Below are 15,470 nucleotides of genomic sequence, written 5' to 3'. Positions count from 1 at the left end.
GGTCCGGCCCGTTCCCAGGACGTCCGGGCTCACGCCTGCACTCCGTCCAGCGTGGCGGCGGTGGGCGCCCAGTCCTCGGGCAGGGCAGCGGACGACGGCGCGCTGCTGCCCAGCGCGACGAACTCGCCGAGCTCGATCGACTCGGACATCGAGACCATCGCGTCCACGACGTGGTACGCGAGCTGGCCCGTGGCACGGTGGGGCTCGCCGGCGCGGAGGGACCGTGCCATGTCGAGGACTCCCATGCCCCGCCCGTTGGCAGGGCCGGTGGTGGGAATGGCGGTCCAGTCGGTCTCGCCGATGCGGCAGATCCGCAGGTCCCCGTCGAAGTAGTTCGGGTCGGGCAGGGACAGGGTCGCCTCTGTGCCCGTGATCTCCACGAACCCCATCCGCGGGCGGGGAGATTCGAAGCTGAAGATGCTGTGCGAGGACGCCCCCGATTCGAACTGGGCCAGGGCGCTCACGTGGGTGGGCACCTCGACCGGGAACTCCTCGCCCGCCTTGGGGCCCGAGCCGATCACGCGGGTGGCCTTCGCCCGCGACCCGAGCGCTGCAACGCGGCGGATGCTCCCGAACGTCTGCACGAGGGCAGTGAGGTAGTACGGGCCCATGTCGAACAGCGGCCCGGCACCGGGCTGGAAGAGGAAGGCCGGGTTGGGGTGCCATGACTCCGGGCCCGGGGTCTGGAACACGGTGTGCGCCGTGAGCGGGACGCCGACGTCTCCCCGTTCGATCACCCGCCGCGCCGTCTGCAGCCCGGCGCCGAGGAAGGTGTCCGGCGCGCACCCGAGCCGCAGCCCGGCGTCGTCTGCCTGCTCGAGCAGCGCGAGTCCGCTCGGGCGGTCGAGGGAGAACGGCTTCTCCGTCCACACGTGCTTGCCCGCCCGGATCGCGGCTGCGGCCACATCGACGTGGGCGGCGGGGACCGTGAGGTTGACGATGATCTCCACGTCCGGATGGTCCAGCGCGAGCTCGGGGGGCCCGGACTCCTTGATCCCGTACTCCTCTGCGCGGGCGCGGGCCGCCTCGGGGAAGAGATCCGCGATCGCGTGGACCTGCACGTCCGGGAAGGCGACGAGGTTGTCCAGGTACTGCTTCGAGATGACCCCGGCGCCGATGAGCGCGACGCCGACCGGTCCGCGGCTCACGGGGTGCTCTCCCCGCCGGAGGCCGGCTCCTCCGGGGAGGCAGAGGGGGCTCCCGTCTCGAGGTAGTGCAGCGAGGCGCTCAGGGCGTCGAAGATGTCCCCGTCGTAGTCGTCGAACTCGACCACGCAGACGTCGAGGTCCTTTGCAGCGGCCAGGATCCTCCAGACGCCGATCTCACCCTGGCCCGCGGACAGCTGCGCCTTGCGGTCCTGGCTCACGGGCCCATCCTTGAGGTGGATGGCAGCAACGCGGTCGCCGAGCCGGTTCAGCAGGGCCACGGGGTCCTCGCCGCCCACAGCGGCCCAGTAGACGTCCACCTCGAGGATCACCCCGGGGTCGAGCAGGCCCGCGAAGTACTCGAGGACGGTCGCGTCCCCGATCGTGGAGGAGACCTCCCAGTCGTGGTTGTGGTAGCCGACCCTGATGCCGTGCTCGGCACCCTTCTTGGCCGCCGCGTTGAGCCGGGCCGCAGTGTTTTCGATGGCCTCGGCATCCTGCCAGCGCTCGGCAGGGACGTGGGGCTCGATCACCGTGCCGATGCCCAGGCGTGCGGCCGCCGCGAAGATCTCGTCCTGGTCTGCGGAGAGCAGCGGCGCGTGCGCCGTCGGCGCCGTCATGCCGTGCTCGGCCAGCGCGTCGCCGAGCTCGCCGGCGCGGGCCACAAAGTCGTAGGGCTCCACCTGGGTGTACCCGATCTCGGCGAGCCGGGCGATGGTGCCCGGAAGGTCGGCGTCGGCCGCGTCGCGCACGGAGTAGAGCTGGACGGAGTAGGTCATGGGCTCCAGTCTGCCCCTTGGGGCGCACGCAGGGGAGGGCCAGAGCTGCTGCGATTCTGTGCCGCGGAGGGCCAGCGGGCCGCCGCGCGCGTGCCCTACGCTGCGAGCGCCACGATCCCGAGCCACACGAGGCCCACGACCTTGAGGACCTCCAGGCCCACATAGGTGAAGTGCAGGGTGTGCCGGGGCATGGCGTCGCTGAGGTTCCCGCCGGTGACGCGGCGGTCCATGCGCGGCCGCAGCACAGCGACGTCGAGCACCACGATCACGGCCAGCACCACGGCCAGGCTCCACGCGAGGGCCCCCGGATGGGCGCCGAGCGCCAGTACCGCGAGGACCGCGGCGGCGAGCACGCACTCGACGATGTTGAGAGCCTTGAACACGAGACGCCCGATCCCCACGCCCAGCTCGATCGTGATCCCGGGTGCCTGGAACTTCAGCGGGGCCTCGATGAAGGAGATGGCCAGCACCATCCCCAGCCACACGAACGCCGCCGCCACGAGAACAGCCGTCGACACAGCCACGCAACATCACCTCGGAAGAAAGAATCGCTCCCTTCGAGGATAATCCAGTATTCTCGGTGTTTATTAATCGCCGGTTGGCGTCCCTCAGGACCCCAGCCGCCGCGCCTTCAGCACCGCATCGGTGAGCACGGCCTTCTGGCCCTCGGGCCCGGTCGCCTCGCGGTCCTCGGACGCGCTGGTCTCGATCTCCCACTCGCCCGTGCGCAGCCCCAGCGCCGAGGCGAGCTCGTCCGCGGAAGGCATGTGCACGTCGTCGTGATCGTGCCGCCCCCACGGCGGGAACGCGGTGTGCCCCACCACGAAGAGCGTTCCGCCGGGCGCCACGGCCCGAGTGGCGGCGAGCAGGATCGTCTCCCGCGGGATGTCGATGGGGGAGTGGAGGAAGGAGGCCGTGACGAGATCGTAGGTCTCCTCGGGTTCCCACTGGGCGAGGTCCCGGGCCAGCCAGGTGGTACGGTCCTCTACCCCGGCGTCCCGGGCGTGCTCCGCCGCTCGGCCCAGGGCGACCGCGGAGACGTCCACCCCGGTGACGGTCCAGCCGCGCTCGGCCAGCCAGATTGCGTCCGCGCCCTCGCCGCAGCCGAGGTCGATCGCGCGGCCCGGGGCGATCATGCTCACCTCGCGGACCAGCGCCGCGTTCGGCTTGCCGCTCCAGACGCGCTGGCGCTCACGGTAGAACCCGTCCCAGAATTCGCTCGGTCCCGGCTTGTCGTGGATGTCCATTCCTCCGGTCTATCCGGCGCGGCGGCCGGCGCGCAAGACCGCGCACGACGCCGGGTGGCCGCCTCGCGTCGCAGGCCCTTCCCCGCGGTGGGCGGCTTCCGTACGCTCGTGAATGGAGGTGATCCGCCATGAGTGCACTGCAGCAGGGCGACCGGATCGTCATCAGGGGCCGGACCGTGGAGACCTCGGACCGGCACGGGGAGATCATCGAGGTCAAGGGCGCCGATGGCCAGCCGCCGTACCGCGTCCGATTCGACGACGGGCACGAGTCGATCGTGTTCCCGGGGGGCGACTTCTCGGTCGAGAAGGCGCCCGGAACCTGAGATGTCCGAGCTCACGGAGGACCAGCGCGACCTCGTCGCCACGGTCCGGGACTTCGCCACCGACAGGCTGGCGCCCAAGGCACTCGAGTGGGACGCGGAGAAGCACTTCCCGGTGGATGTGCTCCGGGAAGCGGGCGAGCTCGGGCTCGGTGGCGTCTACGCGAGTGAGGAGCACGGCGGCTCTGGGCTGACGCGCTTCGACGCGGCCCTCATCTTCGAGGAACTCGCCAAGGCCGATCCCAGCGTCGCCGCCTACATCTCCATCCACAACATGGTGGTGTGGATGGTGGACGCGTTCGGCACCGACGTCCAGCGGAAGGAGTGGGTGCCCCAGCTCGTCACCATGGAGGCGCTCGGCAGCTACTGCCTGACCGAGCCCGGCGTGGGTTCGGATGCGGCGGCCCTGACCACGAAGGCCGTGCGCGATGGGGACGACTACGTGCTCACCGGAGTCAAGCAGTTCATCTCCGGTGCCGGCTACTCCGCGCTGTACATCGTCATGGCGCGCACGGCCGACACCGGGCACCGCGGGATCACAGCGTTCCTCGTCCCCGACGGGGCGCAGGGCCTGTCCTTCGGCGCCAACGAGAAGAAGATGGGCTGGAATGCCCAGCCCACTCGGCAGGTGGTCCTCGACCACGTGCGCATCCCCGCCTCGAACAGGCTCGGCGAGGAGGGCGACGGGTTCGGCATCGCCATGAAGGGGCTCAACGGCGGGCGCCTCAACATCGCCGCGTGCTCCCTCGGGGGAGGACAGGCCGCGCTCGAGAAGACGGTCGCGTACCTCAAGGAGCGCACGGCGTTCGGAGGGCGGCTAGCGGACAAGCAGTCCCTCATGTTCGACCTCGCGGACATGGACATGAAGCTCGAGGCCGCCCGCACCCTGCTCAGGCGCGCCGCCGAAGCCCTGGACAGGGGCGACCGCGACGCCGTCCGGCTGTGCGCGATCGCCAAGCGGGTGGCCACCGATGCCGGCTTCGAGGTGGCGAACGAGGCCATCCAGCTGCACGGCGGGTACGGCTACCTCCACGAGTACGGGATCGAGAAGATCGCCCGCGACCTCAGGGTCCACCAGATCCTCGAGGGATCCAACGAGATCATGCGGCTCATCGTGGGCCGCATGATCGTCGGCGAGTAGGGCTGTCGGCGAACAGGGCTGTCGGCGCCGGCGGCGCTCAGGCGCAGCCGTCGGGGCCGCAGACCTCCCCGTTGAGCCCGTCCTGATCCGCACCGTCACCAGCGGCCGGCTGGCCGACCATGACGAGGGGATTGGCCTCCCGCCACGCGGTCTCGAGCGCTTGGGCGAACAGCTCGGACGGCTGGGCGCCCGAGACCCCGTACTTCTGGTCGAGAACGAAGAAGGGCACGCCCTGGATGCCGAGCGCCCGTGCCTGGGCGATGTCCGCGTGGACCGCGTCGCGGTAGGTGCCGGCATCGAGCGCCTCGGCGATCTCGGCCGCGTCGAGCCCCGCCTCCGTGCCGATCCGCACGAGGACCTCGCGTGCTCCGATGTCCTCGCCGTGCTCGAAGTGGGCCGAGAGCAGGGCTTCCTTGACGGCGTCGGCCTTCCTGCCGCCTGTCGCCGCGTCCACCGACTTCGCCAGATGCAGCAGCTCGTGGGCGGGGAAGGAGTTGGCGACCACGATGCGGCCGAAGTCGTAGGCGAGGCCCTCGCCCGCCGCCACCCGGGTGACGTGGTCGAACATCTGGGCCACACGGTCGGCCGGCATGCCCTTGCGCTCGGCCAGGTACTCGAGCTCGGTGCCGTCATAGTGCTCGGGAAGCGTGGGGTCGAGCTGGTAGCTGTGCCACGTCACCGTGACCTGGTCCTTATGCGGGAACTGCTCGAGGGCGGCTTCGAAGCGGCGCTTTCCGATGAAGCACCAGGGGCAGGCGATGTCAGACCAGATGTCAACGTTCATACAAGGTTCAAGTACTCGCGCGCGTAGGGTATTCCGACTCTTCTACGCGGCGTAGCAGATGGGGACAATGGCCTTGCCCGGGAATCCGGGAGCATCAGGAAGGTGAGGGTCATGGCAGTCCTCCAGAAGTCCAGGCTCGGGAGAGTGGCGGCGATAGGGGGACTGGCCGCCGTCGTCCTGCTGGTGCCGGTGTTCTTCCTCCCGAACGGCCCCGTGGCGGCGTGGCTGTTCACGGTCGCCTTCCTCGTGGCCGCAGCTGCTGTGCTGCTTGCCGCGGTCGCTCGGCTCCGCACCGCGCACGCCCGGCCCTCGGCCCGGCCCACGACCGCTGCCGGATGGTGGGCCCTGGGGCTGACGATCGCCGGCTTCCTCCTGACCGGCGCGGTTCCGGCCATCGTCATGGGCATGCGGCCGGAGACGGAGGGGCCGGTGCTCTCGCTCTCGGCGTTCTTCATCGCAGGCTTCGCCGCAATGGTGGGCGGTGGGATCGCGGCGATGGTCGGGTGGTTCCGGCGCGGCGAGCGTTCCCTCATCGTGCTGCTGACGGTGCTCCCGGCGATCTTCGCCCTCTACTTCATGATCGGCGAGTTCGCCTTCCCGCATTAGCCGCCGGGCGCACGCCGGACAGGGGTTGAGGGGCCGTCCCCGCGCAGCACCACTACGCGAGGCGGCCCCTCAACGGGTTCCCCGGTGCACCTGCCCCCGGCCTTCGGGGTGCTTTGTTGCGATGGAAGCGTGCAGGGTCCGGGAAGTGTATGGACTCAGACGGCGGCGAACTGGCGCTCGGGCAGTCCGGCCTCGTACTCGTCCTCCTTGCCGGCGGTCTCGCACAGGTACCGTGCGTAGGCCGGCATGGTGAGGAAGGTCGGGAACTCGGTGCCGAGGGCCACCTCGCCGAACAGCTCCCGGGCGTCGCGGAAGCGGTCGCCGTCGAAGCGCTCGAGCTTGTGGAACTCCTCGTCGAGCAGCTCCTCGACCCACTCGCGGGTCACGATCTCACCCTGGTCGGTGATGGCCCGGGCGTAGATCCACTGCCAGATCTGCGAGCGGGAGATCTCGGCCGTCGCAGCGTCCTCCATGAGGCTGTGGATCGTCACGGCGCCATTGCCCCGCAGCCACGTCTCGATGTAGCGGATGCCCACCTCGATGTTGTTGCGGATGCCCTCCTCGGTGATCGTCCCCCGGCACGTGCTCAGGTCGATGAGCGCGCGGTCGTCCGGCACCACGTCGTCCCGCAGCCGGTCGAGCTGGTTGGGGCGGTCGCCGAGCACCGAGTCGAAGGCATCGCGCACCACGGAGACGAACTCCGGGTGGGCCACCCACGCGCCGTCGAACCCCTCCTGGGCCTCGCGCAGCTTGTCCTCGCGGGTCTTCAGGAGCGCCTCGGCGTTGGCGGCGGGGTCGCGGCGGCTCGGGACGAACGCGGCCGGCGCCGCGATCGCCATGGCGCCGCGCCGGTGGCATGCCCGCACGAGCTGGTCGGTGTACGCCTTCATGAACGGCTGCGTCATCGTGACCTGCTCGCGGTCCGGGAGCACGAAGCGCGGCCCGCGGGTGCGGAAGTTCTTGATGATCGAGAAGATGTAGTCCCAGCGGCCCGCGTTGAGGCCGGCGGCGTGGTCACGCAGCTCGTAGAGGATCTCCTCCATCTCGAAGGCGGCCGTGATGGTCTCGATGAGCACGGTGGCCCGGATGGTGCCCTGCGGGATGCCGAGCAGATCCTGGGCGAGCACGAACAGCTCGTTCCACAGGCGCGCCTCGAAGCGGTTCTCGATCTTGGGCAGGTAGAAGTACGGGCCGTGGCCGAGGGCAATGAGCCGTGCAGCGTTGTGGAAGAAGTACAGCCCGAAGTCCATGACGGCGCCAGCCACGGGCTTGCCGTCCACGAGCATGTTCTTCTCCGGCAGGTGCAGCGCACGGGGGCGCAGCACCGTGGTGGGCCGCTCGGCGAAGGGCTTGACCCGGTACTCCTTGCCGCCTGTGCCCCCTGCGGGTGCGACGAAGTCGATCTGGTCGCGCAGCGCGTCGAACAGGTTGATCTGGCCCTGGATGAGGTTCCGCCAGGACGGGGTGAGGGAGTCCTCCATGTCGGCGAGCCAGACGTTGGCCCCCGAGTTCAGCGCGTGCACGGCCGACTTGCGGTCCACCGGGCCCGTGATCTCGACCCGGCGGTCCGTCAGGCCCGGCGCCGGCGGGGCGACCCGCCATGCGGCGTCCCGGCGGATCCCCTCGGTCTCCCGGGGGAAGCGCGGGTCGCGGCCGCGGGCGATCTCCGCGCGGCGGGCGTGCCGGGCCTCGAGGAGCTCCTGCCGGCGCGCGGCGGTGGCGCGGTGCAGGCGTGCAATGAAGGCGAGGGCGTCCGGGGTGAGGATCTCGCGCTGCCGCGCGATGGGCTGAGCGGTGATGGTCACGCCGTTGATCGTGGTGTCAGTGCTGAAGGTGTTCATGGCGGTCTCCTGGTGGTGTACGACGGCGGTGGGCCGGCTGCGGTGCCGGCCCACCGCCGTCGTGCGGCTGAGCCGAATCTGTCTTAGTGGAACTGGCCCTCTTCGGTGGATCCCACGAGGGCGAGGGTGCTGGCGTTCGGGTTCAGCGCCGTGGAGACCAGATCGAAGTAGCCGGTGCCCACTTCGCGCTGGTGCTTGGTTGCGGTGTAGCCGCGTTCTTCGGAGGCGAACTCGCGCTCCTGGAGGTCGACGTACGCGCTCATGCCGTTGCGGGCGTAGCCGTGGGCGAGGTCGAACATCGAGTAGTTGAGGGCGTGGAAGCCCGCGAGGGTGATGAACTGGAACTTGAAGCCCATCGCGCCGAGCTCGCGCTGGAACTTGGCGATCGTGTCGTCGTCGAGGTGCTTCTTCCAGTTGAACGACGGCGAGCAGTTGTACGCGAGCATCTGGTCCGGGAACTCGGCCTTGACGGCCTCGGCGAACTTGCGGGCCAGCGCGAGGTCCGGGGTGCCGGTCTCCATCCAGATGAGGTCGGAGTACGGGGCGTAGGCCTTGGCGCGGGCGATGCAGGGCTCGACGCCGTTCTGCACCCGGTAGAAGCCCTCTGCCGTGCGCTCTCCCGTGATGAACTCCCGGTCCCGCTCGTCCACATCGGTGGTGATGAGGGTCGCGGCCTCGGCGTCGGTGCGGGCGATGATGACGCTCGGCACTCCCGAGACGTCCGCGGCGAGGCGCGCGGCGTTCAGGGTGCGGATGTGCTGCTGGGTCGGGATGAGGACCTTGCCGCCGAGGTGGCCGCACTTCTTCTCGCTCGCGAGCTGGTCCTCCCAGTGCACGCCGGCGGCGCCGGCCTGGATCATGGACTTCATGAGCTCGTAGGCGTTGAGCGGGCCGCCGAAGCCGGCCTCGGCGTCGGCAACAATCGGGACCAGCCAGTCCTCGACCGTCTGCTTGCCCTCGGAGAACTCGATCTGGTCCGCACGCTGCAGGGCGTTGTTGATGCGGCGCACGACGGCGGGCACCGAGTTCGCGGGGTAGAGCGACTGGTCCGGGTAGGTGTTGCCGGAGAGGTTGGCGTCCGCGGCGACCTGCCAGCCGGAGAGGTAGATGGCCTTGAGGCCGGCCTTGACCTGCTGCACGGCCTGGTTGCCGGTGAGCGCGCCGAGGGCATTGATGTAGCCCTCGCCGTCCGCGCGGCCCTCGGTCACGGCCTTCCAGAGCTTCTCGGCGCCGCGGCGGGCGAGGGTGTGCTCCTCGGGCACCCGGCCGCGCAGCTTCACGACGTCCTCCGCCGTGTAGTCGCGGGTGACGCCCTCCCAGCGGGGGTCGGCGTTCCACTCGAGCGTGAGGGCCTCGGCCTGCTGCTCGAGGGTCTGGTTCTGGGGCTCCGGCTGTGCGGTCATGGCGGGTCTCCTTCGACTCGGTGCGGCGGGGGTCGGGCTTCGCTCGGCCGCCGGTGGCTTCTTCGTGAGAACAACTTTTCCATCTCTGCAACCCCCTCAGAGAGAAAAAATGCTGGAAAGAAATGCGGATCTTCACGTATTCTCAAGAAATGCCTCGTCAAGCCTCCTGGGCCCGCCCTGCGGCCCCCGCCGCCCCCGCCGCGCCGGCGAAGGGGAGTGCCGCCGACGTCATCAGCCTGGGCCGCCGCGTCCGCCACCTGCGCAAGGCCGCTGGCCTCACACTGGACGAGCTCGGCACCGCCGTCGGGGCCGCCGCCAGCCAGCTCAGCCTCATCGAGAACGGCAAGCGCGAGCCCAAGCTGGGCCTGCTCCAGCAGCTCGCCGACGCCTTGGGAGTGGGGGTTGATTCACTGCTCGGCGCAGAGCCCCCGAGCCGCCGCGCCGCGCTCGAGATCGAGCTCGAGCGGTACCAGCGCAGCCCCCTGTACGAGAGCCTGAACCTGCCGAAGATCCGCGTCTCCTCGCGCCTGCCGCTCGACGTGCTCGAATCCCAGCTCGGGCTCCTCCACGAGCTCGAGCGGAAGATGAACGAGCAGATCGCCACCCCCGAGGAGGCCCGGCGCGCCAATGGTGAGCTGCGCAGGATGATGCGCGAGCGTGGCAACTACTTCCCGGAGTACGAGGCCGAGGCGCAGAAGGTCCTCAAGCAGGTCGGGTACACGTCAGGGCCGCTGAGCCAGCACACCATCTCGGACATCGCCACGCATCTCGGATTCACCCTCCACCACGTGGGCGATCTGCCCCATTCCACGCGTAGCGTGACCGACTTGAAGAACCGCCGGATTTACCTCACGCAGAACGCACGCTCGGACCACGACCCCCGCTCGGTGCTGCTCCAGGCGCTCGGCCACTACGTGCTGGGCCACGAGACCCCCAAGTCCTATGGCGATTTCCTCGCCCAGCGCGTCGCGACGAACTACTTCGCAGCGGCGCTCCTGCTGCCCGAGCACGCGACCGTGGAGTTCCTCTCCCGCGCGAAGGCGGCCAAGGAGATCTCCGTCGAGGACCTGCGCGACACGTTCTCGGTGAGCTACGAGACCGCCGCACACCGGTTCACGAACCTCGCCACCCAGCACCTCGGCCTCACGACCCACTTCCAGAAGACGCACCAGTCGGGCATCATCTACAAGGCCTACGAGAACGACGGCGTGAACTTCCCCATGGACCACACCGGGGCCATCGAGGGGCAGCCATCGTGCAAGGCGTGGACGAGCCGGGCCGTCTTCGACGTGCCGGACAAGTTCAGCCCGTACTGCCAGTACACGGACACGGTGACGGGCACCTTCTGGTGTACCGCCCGCACCGAGCGCAGCGCGAGCGGCGAGTTCTCCCTGAGCATCGGCGTCCCGTACCACCACGTGAAGTGGTTCCGTGGGCGTGAGACGACGGCGCGCGCCACCTCGCGCTGCCCGGATCCGGACTGCTGCCGCCGGCCGCCGGCGGAGCTCAGCGACCACTGGGCAGGCAACGCGTGGCCCTCGGCGCGCGCGCACTCGCACCTGCTCGCCGCGATGCCGCCGGGAGCGTTCCCGGGCGTGGACGAGACCGAGGTCTACTCGTTCCTCGAGGCCCACTCCGGGGCCTGAGGGATCCAGCGGTCAGACGGTCAGAATCCGGGGAAGGGCGCGGCCGGGATGTCCGGCTTGCCGTCGTGGTCCTTGTCGCCGTAGGCGCGCATCGCGATGCGCTCGGCGAGCTCCTCGTTCATCTCCCACGGGGGGACCTGGTTGAAGGCATGGGCCTCACGCTTCGGCCGGCGCTCGGGCTTCACGTCCCTGGCCGTGCCCTCTTCCTGCGTGGAAGGCTTCTCGTGCTTCTTGAAAAGGCCCATGACGTCCTCCTCAGGGGTGGATTCTGCGCGAATCCGTGGTAATCCAGCTCGCACCCTCACCATACGCCGAATAGCCCCGCGCGGGGGAGCGCCACGGGCAGGAGGCCCTTTCCGTCGCGACGTACCCCGTCCAAAGCGATCTGACCGGTTACTTCTCGTGCCGAACGTGTCTGGCCGAACGTTCTGGCCGAAGGTATCTGGGCATCGCTCGGCGGCCACACCATTCTCCTTCCAGAAGTAACCCATCCTCAGTGATTTGACCGGTTACTTCTCAGGAGGAAGGGTATGGGCCGTGGCCTCGAACCGGCCCGGCGAGCCCGAAGGGTCCCGGGCGCTGCTTCTACTCCTCCGCACTGCTCCCGTGCCGGGGCTGCCCGAAGGCCTCCACTATCCGTCCCAACTGAGGGCCATCGGCGAGGCCGCCGGGCTCAGCATGGAGGCGGAGTTCAGCCTCGAGCAGGTCATCGCGCAGACGCGGCGACGGCTGGGCTGGGAGTCCGGCGAGGGCGAGGGTGAGAGCCCCGGCGAGGGCGAGGGTGAGGCGGGGGAAGGCCCCGGGGAGAACGCCGCGTCGGATGCCGGCCCCTACGGCTGTCCCGGGCCCACGCTCGACGACGTGCGGCCGGCTGCCCGCCTGCGCGATCGGCTCGCGGCAGCGCTGCGCGCGGATTCGGACGCCATGTGCGCCAAGCTCCTCACGGAGCTGAGCATCGAGTGGGAGCTCCATCCGGGCCTCGATGCCCTGTGCCAGCCCATCACCGTGTCCCGGCAGGAGGGTTTCCTGCCACAGCTCGCTCGGGAGCTCGTGATGTCCGCGATGGGGTTTGCTGCAACCGGTCGCCGATCCGGCCTCCGGCACTGCTCCGAGCCGTGGTGCGGGCTCCCCTTCCTGGACGGTAGCCGAGACGGCCGGGGCCGGTACTGCTCCACGAGATGCTCGGGACGCGCCAAGGCACGGAGGCGGCGGGACCGGCTGGAGACGCACCGGCAGGGTGAGCCGAGCTAGCCGTGGAAGTCCCGGTACGCCGCAGTGGCCGCGGGGTGCAGTGGGATGCCGGCGGTGTTGATGAGGGTCTCTGGGCTCAGGAACTGGACCCCGAGGCTCGTGCTCGGCACGAGCTCGCTTCCGCGGGTGAGCAGGAGGTCCACGGTCGCACGGACGGCGTCGGGGGAGAGGTCGTCGCGGCACAGCAGCAGGTTCGCCGCGCCGACGGTCCACGTTGACGGGATGCCCTCGTACGCGCCTGCGGGGACGAGGACGCGCTCGTAGTACTCCCCGAAGCGGGTGCGCGTGGGCACGATGAGCGGCGAGAGGTCGATCAGGCGCAGGCCCGTCTGGTTCGCCGCAGCGGCGACGGCGGCCGTAGGAACGCCTCCGGACCAGAACAGGGCCTCGACGCTGCCCGCACGCAGGGCGGCCAGGCCCTGGTTCAGGCCGAGGGCCTCCTCCCTGACCGCGACGCCCGCTGTCTCGAGCAGGCGGCGGGCCGTGAAGCTCGTGCCGGCCCCCGGCGCCCCCATCGCTACCGCGCGGCCGGCGAGGTCCGCGACGGCAGCGATCCCGCCGTCCTTCCGCACGAGGCAGTGCACGTAGTTCTCGTACACCCTCGCGAGGGCGACGAGCTTGGGGGTGGCTGCGGACGACGGCGCCGGACCGGCTGGCATTGGGAGCCCGGCTGACGACGGGGCGGTGAGCGCGTTGGCCGCGGCGTCGGCGAGGGAGATGCCGAGCGTGGCAGCCCCGGAGGAGATCCTGGCCATGTTGTCCACGCTGCCCCCGGTCTCGATCGTGGACCCATGACGGGTCACGCCGTGGCGTTCGAGCGACTGCGCGAGCAGCGTGGCGAACTCGAGGTAGAAGCCTCCCTGCTCGCCGCCAGCCACCGTGATCGCGTCGGCCACCGGTCCCGGGGCGCAGGCAGCGGCAGGGAGGACGAGACCAGCCGCGGTGGCGGCGAGGCCGGCGCGCAGCAGGCTGCGGCGAGTGATCCCGCGGCCCTCAGCCACGGAGTCCCTCCCCACCGCCGGTGACGTTCTCGCCGCTGTCCGGGAGACCGGCGTCGTGCGCGGCAGCCTGCGCCGCCGGGAACTCCACCCGCGCCACGAGGCCCTGCGGCTCCCCGGGGGCGAGGACGAGCCAGCCGCCATTCGCGTTCGCGAGTTGCTCGACGATGGACAGGCCGAGCCCGGTTCCCCGGGTCCCGGCCGACTTCGGGGAGCGCCAGAAGCGGGTCGTCGAGGCGGCGCGCTCGTCGGCGGTCAGGCCGGGGCCCTCGTCGGCGATCTCGATCACGACCCTGCCCGCTCGGAGGGAGACGCTGCAGTGCACGTGGGCGGGCTCGCCGTCGGCCGCGCCGTACTTGACCGCGTTCTCGAGCAGCTCCGAGACGATGTCCGTCAGGTCCGAGCGGTTCGCGCGGAACCTGAGCGGCCGCGCAGGGGGCTCGCAGAGGTCGATCCGGGCACCGGCCCGCTCCGCGGCGGGCGCAACACGCGCGACGGCGTCCGCAAGGACCGTCCACGCGTCGAGGAGACCGGTCCGCTCGCCGTGGCCGGCCGCGCTGCCGCCGGGCGCCAGGCCCTCCTGCACGCGGTGCTCCGCGGAGGCGAGGCGGAGGAGCCCGTCGAGGATCTCCTCGACGTGCTCGAGCTCCCGGGTCATGCCCGCCGCCGCCTCCTTCTGGGGGGCCGTCTCGAGGGCGATGGCGAGGAGGTCCGTCCGCAGGCGAAGCGCCCCGATCGGGTTCCGGAGCTGATGGGAGGCGTCGGCGATGAGCTGGCGTTGGGCCTCCATGCTCTCGCCCACGTGCTCCGCCATGGTCGAGAAGGCCCTCGAGAGCCGCTGCAGCTCGGGCGGACCGTCCTCGCGCAGGGGCGTGGCGCGGCCCGACTCCTCGAACGCGGCCACCGCGTCGGTGAGCCGGTGCACGGGCCGCAGCACCCACACCGTGAGCCGCTCCGCGCCGGCCACGAGCAGGGCGGCCACGGCCACGGCGCCGAGGACCACCAGGAGCCAGCGCTCCCGCAGCTTCTGCTGGGCGGCGCCCAGATCGACGTCGAGCGCCGCCTCCCCGAGGACCTGGTTCGCCGTCCCGAACGAGCGTGCGATCACCTGGGTCCGGGCGCCGAACGGCTGCACGGCCGCGAGGGACGTGGTGGTCAGGCCGAGGCGCGCCTGGGCGAGGGCGTCCCGCACGTCGGGCTGATCGGGGCTGAGGCCGCCGGAGGTCAGCACCGACTGCGGCGTCCGGACCACGATGCCCTCCCCGTAGAGGGCCGAGTACCGGTCCATGTCGCGCTGGAGCGGGACGGTGTCGCCGGTAGACGTCGCGTCGTTGGCGACCTGCGCGAACCGGTTGAGCGCGGCGACGCGGTTGATCTGCAGCTCCTGGGTGAGCTCGCGGCTCACGGAGGCGAGGATCGACGCGGACAGGGCCACCACGATGAACAGCGAGAACAGGCTCAGGATGCCCAGCACGCGCAGCCTCACGGCTGCTGCCCGCCGTGGGGCTCGGGCCGCGCCCCTGCCTCGACGCGGTACCCCACGCCGCGGACGTTGATGATGAACCCCGGCAGCTTGAGCTTGGACCGCAGCCCTGTCAGGTGCACGTCGAGGGAGCGCGAGCTCGCCACGAACGCGTCCCCCCAGAGCGCGTCGAGGATCTGCTCCCTGGTCACCACCGAGCCGGCATGGGCCGCGAGGAGTGCGAGCAGGTCGTACTCGGTCGCGGTGAGGTTGAGCTCGCGATCGCCGACGGCGGCAACGCGCCTGTCGAGGTCGATGCTCACCTCCCCGACGTGGAGCCTGCTGCGCTGTTCCGCGCCGCGGGTGGCGCCGGCGCGGATGGTCCGGCGTGCCACCGCCTCGATGCGGGCCAGGAGCTCCACGAGCTTCACGGGCTTGACGAGGTAGTCGTCCGCGCCGGAGCGCAGGCCGAGCACCACGCTGCGTTCGTCGTCGCGCGCCGTGAGGATGAGGATCGGGGCGAGTGTGACCTGGCGGAGCTTGCGGAGAACCTCGAGGCCGTCCATGTCCGGCAGGCCGAGGTCGAGGAGGATCGCGTCGTGCTCCCGGTGCTTCAGCAGCGCGTCGGCACCCCGGCTGACCCGCGTCGCCTCGAGCCCGGCCGAGCCGACGGCGGCGATGAGCGCGGAGGCCATCGCGTCGTCGTCCTCGACGATGAGCACCCGCATGGCAGTCTCCTCCCGGCGTCCACCGCCGTTCTCCACCGCCGAGAGTACCGCGTGGCGCCGAAGACTTAAGGAAGTGTTAGGAATCACCCGGGCGGCTTGGGCTGTGTCCGGCGTCACCC

The 15,470-nt window shown here is 70.6% G+C and carries 16 protein-coding genes; 5 read left to right on the top strand and 11 right to left on the bottom strand.

Annotated features, from left to right (window positions below; translation table 11 throughout):
- Nucleotides 1-29: 29 nt before the first annotated feature.
- The 4 genes from IE231_RS03185 to IE231_RS03170 all read right to left on the bottom strand — a co-directional run bounded on the left by IE231_RS03185 (nt 30) and on the right by IE231_RS03170 (nt 3,171).
- Entirely contained in the window at nt 30-1,148 is a 1,119-nt protein-coding gene (locus tag IE231_RS03185; RefSeq protein WP_189692500.1) for a Gfo/Idh/MocA family protein, read from the bottom strand.
- The gene (locus IE231_RS03180) at nt 1,145-1,924 is read right to left on the bottom strand and encodes a sugar phosphate isomerase/epimerase family protein (RefSeq protein ID WP_189692499.1); all 780 of its coding nucleotides are present in this window, start codon (nt 1,922-1,924) and stop codon (nt 1,145-1,147) included. Before IE231_RS03180 ends, IE231_RS03185 begins: the two co-directional genes overlap by 4 nt.
- A 95-nt stretch (nt 1,925-2,019) precedes the next feature.
- A complete protein-coding gene (locus tag IE231_RS03175) occupies nt 2,020-2,448 on the bottom strand; it encodes a hypothetical protein (RefSeq protein ID WP_189692498.1) in 429 nt (142 codons plus the stop codon).
- An 84-nt stretch (nt 2,449-2,532) separates the two neighbouring features.
- On the bottom strand, nt 2,533-3,171 hold the full coding sequence (locus tag IE231_RS03170; RefSeq protein ID WP_189692497.1) for an SAM-dependent methyltransferase: 639 nt from the start codon (nt 3,169-3,171) through the stop codon (nt 2,533-2,535).
- A 128-nt stretch (nt 3,172-3,299) separates the two neighbouring features.
- Between IE231_RS03170 and IE231_RS03165 the strand changes: the two genes are divergently transcribed.
- Nucleotides 3,300-3,494 carry a DUF1918 domain-containing protein gene (locus tag IE231_RS03165; protein WP_189692496.1) on the top strand — a complete coding sequence of 65 codons (195 nt, stop codon included), beginning with the start codon at nt 3,300-3,302 and terminating at the stop codon, nt 3,492-3,494.
- A gap of 1 nt (nt 3,495) precedes the next feature.
- Nucleotides 3,496-4,632 carry an acyl-CoA dehydrogenase family protein gene (locus IE231_RS03160; protein WP_189692495.1) on the top strand — a complete coding sequence of 379 codons (1,137 nt, stop codon included), beginning with the start codon at nt 3,496-3,498 and terminating at the stop codon, nt 4,630-4,632.
- Between the two features lie 37 nt (nt 4,633-4,669).
- Here IE231_RS03160 and IE231_RS03155 read toward each other — a convergent pair whose 3' ends face one another.
- A complete protein-coding gene (locus IE231_RS03155; RefSeq protein WP_189692494.1) occupies nt 4,670-5,416 on the bottom strand; it encodes a DsbA family oxidoreductase in 747 nt (248 codons plus the stop codon).
- Between the two features lie 111 nt (nt 5,417-5,527).
- On the opposite strand from IE231_RS03155, the gene IE231_RS03150 reads away from it, so the two are divergent.
- A complete protein-coding gene (locus tag IE231_RS03150) occupies nt 5,528-6,022 on the top strand; it encodes a hypothetical protein (RefSeq protein WP_189692493.1) in 495 nt (164 codons plus the stop codon).
- Nucleotides 6,023-6,177: 155 nt separating this feature from the next.
- On the opposite strand, the gene aceB is transcribed toward IE231_RS03150, so the two are convergent.
- Nucleotides 6,178-7,863 carry a malate synthase A gene (aceB, locus tag IE231_RS03145; RefSeq protein ID WP_189692492.1) on the bottom strand — a complete coding sequence of 562 codons (1,686 nt, stop codon included), beginning with the start codon at nt 7,861-7,863 and terminating at the stop codon, nt 6,178-6,180.
- An 83-nt stretch (nt 7,864-7,946) separates the two neighbouring features.
- On the bottom strand, nt 7,947-9,266 hold the full coding sequence (aceA, locus tag IE231_RS03140) for an isocitrate lyase (protein WP_189692491.1): 1,320 nt from the start codon (nt 9,264-9,266) through the stop codon (nt 7,947-7,949).
- 122 nt (nt 9,267-9,388) lie between these two features.
- Here aceA and IE231_RS03135 point away from each other — a divergent pair, with 122 nt between their 5' ends.
- Nucleotides 9,389-10,912: a helix-turn-helix transcriptional regulator gene (locus IE231_RS03135; protein WP_189692490.1), complete on the top strand. Its 1,524-nt coding sequence runs from the start codon at nt 9,389-9,391 to the stop codon at nt 10,910-10,912.
- Between the two features lie 20 nt (nt 10,913-10,932).
- Here IE231_RS03135 and IE231_RS03130 read toward each other — a convergent pair whose 3' ends face one another.
- Entirely contained in the window at nt 10,933-11,157 is a 225-nt protein-coding gene (locus tag IE231_RS03130) for a hypothetical protein (RefSeq protein WP_189692489.1), read from the bottom strand.
- A 292-nt stretch (nt 11,158-11,449) separates the two neighbouring features.
- Between IE231_RS03130 and IE231_RS03125 the strand changes: the two genes are divergently transcribed.
- Nucleotides 11,450-12,163: a CGNR zinc finger domain-containing protein gene (locus tag IE231_RS03125; protein ID WP_189692488.1), complete on the top strand. Its 714-nt coding sequence runs from the start codon at nt 11,450-11,452 to the stop codon at nt 12,161-12,163.
- On the opposite strand, the gene IE231_RS03120 is transcribed toward IE231_RS03125, so the two are convergent.
- From IE231_RS03120 to IE231_RS03110, 3 genes are read right to left on the bottom strand one after another with little or no spacing between them, the layout of a single operon-like run.
- Nucleotides 12,160-13,164, bottom strand: coding sequence for a TAXI family TRAP transporter solute-binding subunit (locus IE231_RS03120; RefSeq protein ID WP_189692679.1), 1,005 nt, complete (start codon nt 13,162-13,164; stop codon nt 12,160-12,162). The two genes, IE231_RS03125 and IE231_RS03120, sit on opposite strands and share 4 nt — an antisense overlap.
- Nucleotides 13,157-14,647: a sensor histidine kinase gene (locus IE231_RS03115; RefSeq protein WP_189692487.1), complete on the bottom strand. Its 1,491-nt coding sequence runs from the start codon at nt 14,645-14,647 to the stop codon at nt 13,157-13,159. The genes IE231_RS03120 and IE231_RS03115 overlap by 8 nt, the downstream gene beginning before the upstream one ends.
- A complete protein-coding gene (locus IE231_RS03110) occupies nt 14,644-15,351 on the bottom strand; it encodes a response regulator transcription factor (RefSeq protein ID WP_189692486.1) in 708 nt (235 codons plus the stop codon). Before IE231_RS03110 ends, IE231_RS03115 begins: the two co-directional genes overlap by 4 nt.
- Nucleotides 15,352-15,470 lie beyond the last annotated feature (119 nt).

The sequence above is a fragment of the Sinomonas cellulolyticus genome, from assembly GCF_014656475.1.
GTDB classification, from domain to species: Bacteria; Actinomycetota; Actinomycetes; order Actinomycetales; family Micrococcaceae; genus Sinomonas; species Sinomonas cellulolyticus.
The sequence above is the reverse complement of the archived record's forward strand: the minus strand, read 5'-3'. Positions and strand labels throughout refer to the sequence as shown.

Excerpts from the sequence above, each read along its gene's own strand:
- IE231_RS03180 (WP_189692499.1), bottom strand. The coding sequence starts at position 1,924 with ATGACCTACTCCGTCCAGCTCTACTCCGTGCGCGACGCGGCCGACGCC.
- IE231_RS03170 (WP_189692497.1), bottom strand. The coding sequence starts at position 3,171 with ATGGACATCCACGACAAGCCGGGACCGAGCGAATTCTGGGACGGGTTC.
- IE231_RS03165 (WP_189692496.1), top strand. The coding sequence starts at position 3,300 with ATGAGTGCACTGCAGCAGGGCGACCGGATCGTCATCAGGGGCCGGACC.
- IE231_RS03160 (WP_189692495.1), top strand. The coding sequence starts at position 3,496 with ATGTCCGAGCTCACGGAGGACCAGCGCGACCTCGTCGCCACGGTCCGG.
- IE231_RS03155 (WP_189692494.1), bottom strand. The coding sequence starts at position 5,416 with ATGAACGTTGACATCTGGTCTGACATCGCCTGCCCCTGGTGCTTCATC.
- IE231_RS03150 (WP_189692493.1), top strand. The coding sequence starts at position 5,528 with ATGGCAGTCCTCCAGAAGTCCAGGCTCGGGAGAGTGGCGGCGATAGGG.
- aceB (WP_189692492.1), bottom strand. The coding sequence starts at position 7,863 with ATGAACACCTTCAGCACTGACACCACGATCAACGGCGTGACCATCACC.
- aceA (WP_189692491.1), bottom strand. The coding sequence starts at position 9,266 with ATGACCGCACAGCCGGAGCCCCAGAACCAGACCCTCGAGCAGCAGGCC.
- IE231_RS03135 (WP_189692490.1), top strand. The coding sequence starts at position 9,389 with ATGCGGATCTTCACGTATTCTCAAGAAATGCCTCGTCAAGCCTCCTGG.
- IE231_RS03130 (WP_189692489.1), bottom strand. The coding sequence starts at position 11,157 with ATGGGCCTTTTCAAGAAGCACGAGAAGCCTTCCACGCAGGAAGAGGGC.
- IE231_RS03110 (WP_189692486.1), bottom strand. The coding sequence starts at position 15,351 with ATGCGGGTGCTCATCGTCGAGGACGACGACGCGATGGCCTCCGCGCTC.